This window comes from Bradyrhizobium sp. MI1.7 (genome assembly GCF_055811795.1).
The window spans coordinates 1-2,589 of the sequence record NZ_JBVVPO010000176.1; the positions used below are offsets into that span (position 1 = coordinate 1).

The window sequence follows — 2,589 nt, forward strand, 5'->3', positions numbered from 1 at the left end:
CCGATCTCCAATCAGAGATCGATCATTCCTCGCTCGACGCCTTCAATGGAAGGTGGGACCGAAACAGCGCTTACGTTGCAGCGCCGATTTTTTGCGATGAAGCGCCATTTCTCCGACAAGGAGCGCGCCTTCTTCATGGACGTCGATTTTAAGAATCAAATCGCCTTGGTTGCGCGCGCGGAGGAAGCAGGCCGGAAGGCTGTGGTTGGCGGCCGCCGATATATTGTCTCCGAGCCCGGCCGGGCCGAGATGGCTTTCATGGTGGTCGATGCATGGCAGGGGCGCGGCGTTGGCTCGATGCTAATGCGGCACCTCGTCGACATCACGAGGGAAACGGGACTGAAGGAATTGACGGCGGAAGTCCTGCCCGAGAACACATCAATGTTGAAGGTCTTCGGCAGGTTCGGGTTCAGGTCGGCTGCGGGGCGAGATCCACAGACAGTCCTGGTAGCATGCTTTCCATGGGATTTTGCCCTCCCCCGAGGCCGCACCAAGTTTCCGTTGCAGGGACGCGCGCGCAACCGATCACTCCGCAAGCGCGCGATAAACTGACGCGTGGCCTATCTTGAGGGCCTTTGCAATGGCAGACGGGCCAGCGCCGCTGGCCTTCATTTGCCACTGTGTTCGCCGTATTGGTTGGCGGCTGGATGTTCCGCTACGAGCCAATCGGGCAAGGCTTCGAACACAGAAACCGCTTCACGGGCGCGACCAGTAGAGTTTCCTTGGAATGCTGGACAGATAAAGATTAGGCCGCCACTTGGACATTGCTCCTCCGCGGCCGCCTCAGTTGGCGGCCTTTTCGGTTAGGCGAGACTGGCCGAGCAGTGCGGCCCCGTGTGTATGCCGCCATCGCGATACACGTTACGCGACGCGCTCATCCCGTCCGGCTCGTTGATACGCCATCACGCAAGCTCGGATGGCACCTCGAGTTTGGCCCGCCATTTCCCGGGGTCTACCGGTCGGCAACCAATTGCACCGTTTGACGTCCACCGTTTAGCGCTCTGAGTTTGTTTATGTATTCTTCAGGCTTCAACAAATGGAATGGAGCCTTCAAACCCATAAAACTCGCTATGCGACCGATGAAATTGGTGCAGTTGGTTGTTCCCGCGTTCCACACCGGCGAGGTCGCCTGAAGACGTTTGATGTAAGCAAATACCTTTTTGGCGTCAGCCTCATTCAAGTAGACTCGATAGCTGGCTGTCAAATATTGCTCATCGAGGTCGCCGTAGCTCGCGCCCGTTTCAGAAGGCACAAACATGAGATGTCCCAATACGTACGGCAGTGTGTCGCCTGCTGGATGCAGGCCGGCAACTTCGACCGCCCTTTGGCTCGTCTTGCCGTACCAGACAAATGCGTGTCCGTAGGATGCAGCAGTGCGGGCACGAAAATCAACGTAGTAGGGTCCTTTAACTGAAGATACCCGGGCCGGCTTTGCATCCGACGTGGCTGGCGGGCTGCCTGGCGCAGCTGCGGCCGTTTTCGTAGCGGAGTTGATTGAGGTCTTGGGGGAAGTGTCCGGTCGCTGCTGAACATCAGCACGCGCCGCGAGTTGCTGTGCACTAGCGCTTCCCACGGAAGCCGCAAAGATTGCGACTCCGACAATAAATCGCAGATCGCGGTATTCCCAGATCACCCTTGCCACGTTCAACCCTTCTTGGGCCCAACACAGCCCAAGCTAAACATTACTGGAGGTGAACGCCTCCGGCCCCGACGGGCCGAAGGCGCTTCAATCTTCGGGATTAGCCCTTGGTGACTAACGGAGCTGGCGCCGGAGCCTTGCCGATCGGGTATTTGCCGACTGGAGTTTTGCCGACGGGATATTTACCAACCGGCGCGGTCTGGACGACGGGCTGCGGACGAGGCAGATCCGCGGCAACTGCCGCTCCCACCAAAGCCAAAGACGCAGCACCCGCAATTACGAATTTCAGCATCAATCTCCCCTGAAGTTGCCCACTACCCCTTACCGAATCTGACCCTAGCCGGACGCTCTACCCACACAACAAATAGATGCCGGTGCGGACAGTCGCGCGATCCCTTTTTTGGCGAATGTTGCAGAAGGGGCACTCTACGTGAAGGGCGGCGCCGCCGTGACGCGCAAATCGATTCGATATATTCAACAACATCACCGGGGTCGGCCTGGCATCGGCAGGCCACACACGCTGGGGCGGCGCCCTCGGTGTCGGCTGGGAGTACGGCTTCACGCCCAACTGGTCGCTCGGTATCGAATACGACCATCTCTGGATGGGGCGTCATAATGCCAGCTTCGCAGGCGTGGTTACTCCCGGAGGGTTCATCCTCACCGGCAGCGGGGTCAGCCAAGATGTTGACATGGTCACGCTTCGGTTGAATTATCGCTTCGGTGGATACGGCGCACCGGTCGCGGCCAGATACTGATCTCACCCACCTTCGCAAACCAAAGCCCAGGCTCGCCGGGGCTTTTTTGTAGTTATGAATTTTCTGGCCTTTGCTACCTTGCGGTGGCCGCGTGCCGTTCTCTTCCAGTCTACCCCCCGGCCGGCTCAACCGGTCGACGCAACACAGGCATTAAATCTCTCTGCTGGCGTTTCAAATTGCAAGGTCTCACGTGGT

At 58.5% G+C, this 2,589-nt stretch carries 3 protein-coding genes and 1 pseudogene; 2 read left to right on the top strand and 2 right to left on the bottom strand.

What is annotated here, in order from left to right; translation table 11 throughout:
- Positions 1 to 96: 96 nt before the first annotated feature.
- Positions 97 to 552, top strand: coding sequence for a GNAT family N-acetyltransferase (locus AC0L3X_RS46830; protein WP_354142352.1), 456 nt, complete (start codon positions 97 to 99; stop codon positions 550 to 552).
- 400 nt (positions 553 to 952) lie between these two features.
- Here AC0L3X_RS46830 and AC0L3X_RS46835 read toward each other — a convergent pair whose 3' ends face one another.
- On the bottom strand, positions 953 to 1,573 hold the full coding sequence (locus AC0L3X_RS46835) for a hypothetical protein (protein WP_371498122.1): 621 nt from the start codon (positions 1,571 to 1,573) through the stop codon (positions 953 to 955).
- Positions 1,574 to 1,739: 166 nt separating this feature from the next.
- Positions 1,740 to 1,931, bottom strand: coding sequence for a hypothetical protein (locus tag AC0L3X_RS46840; RefSeq protein WP_080586686.1), 192 nt, complete (start codon positions 1,929 to 1,931; stop codon positions 1,740 to 1,742).
- 135 nt (positions 1,932 to 2,066) lie between these two features.
- Here AC0L3X_RS46840 and AC0L3X_RS46845 point away from each other — a divergent pair.
- Positions 2,067 to 2,394, top strand: a pseudogene (locus tag AC0L3X_RS46845) (outer membrane protein); the annotation flags it as partial.
- Positions 2,395 to 2,589 lie beyond the last annotated feature (195 nt).